Annotated in this window: 1 protein-coding gene; it reads left to right on the top strand. The window is 44.9% G+C overall.

Features of this window, described 5'->3' with window-relative positions; translation table 11 throughout:
* A partial coding sequence (locus tag P5674_RS26090) for an HNH endonuclease signature motif containing protein (RefSeq protein WP_315670510.1) occupies positions 1-288 on the top strand: 288 nt, incomplete at its 5' end.
* Positions 289-385 lie beyond the last annotated feature (97 nt).

Here is a 385-nt window from a genome sequence, read left to right as displayed (position 1 = left end):
ATAATACGCCCTGACGCAACACTTTATGACGGAAATTGGACTTACTGGGCAACCAGAAAAGGACAAGCAATCGACACGCCAACTAGGGTAGCAAAACTACTCAAAAAACCAAAAGGTAGATGTACCTGGTGTGGGCAATTCTTTACCCCATCAGATTTAATTGAAGTAGACCACATTGTACCTAGAAGCCATGGCGGAAAGGATGAATACAAAAATCTTCAACTATTACATCGCCACACCCGCGATGATAAGACAGCTCTTGATGAAGAGATGATGCTGTACTCTTAACAAGGAGACGGTCAGACTAGGAGCCGTATGAGGTGAAAGTCTCAAGTACGGTTTTGAATGGGAGGGGATGGAGGTGACTCCATTCTCGACCCCTTCT

It is taken from the genome of Limnospira sp. PMC 289.06 (assembly GCF_032350395.1).
Lineage (GTDB): Bacteria > Cyanobacteriota > Cyanobacteriia > Cyanobacteriales > Microcoleaceae > Limnospira > Limnospira platensis.
This window is presented reverse-complemented; position numbering and strand designations above follow the sequence as displayed.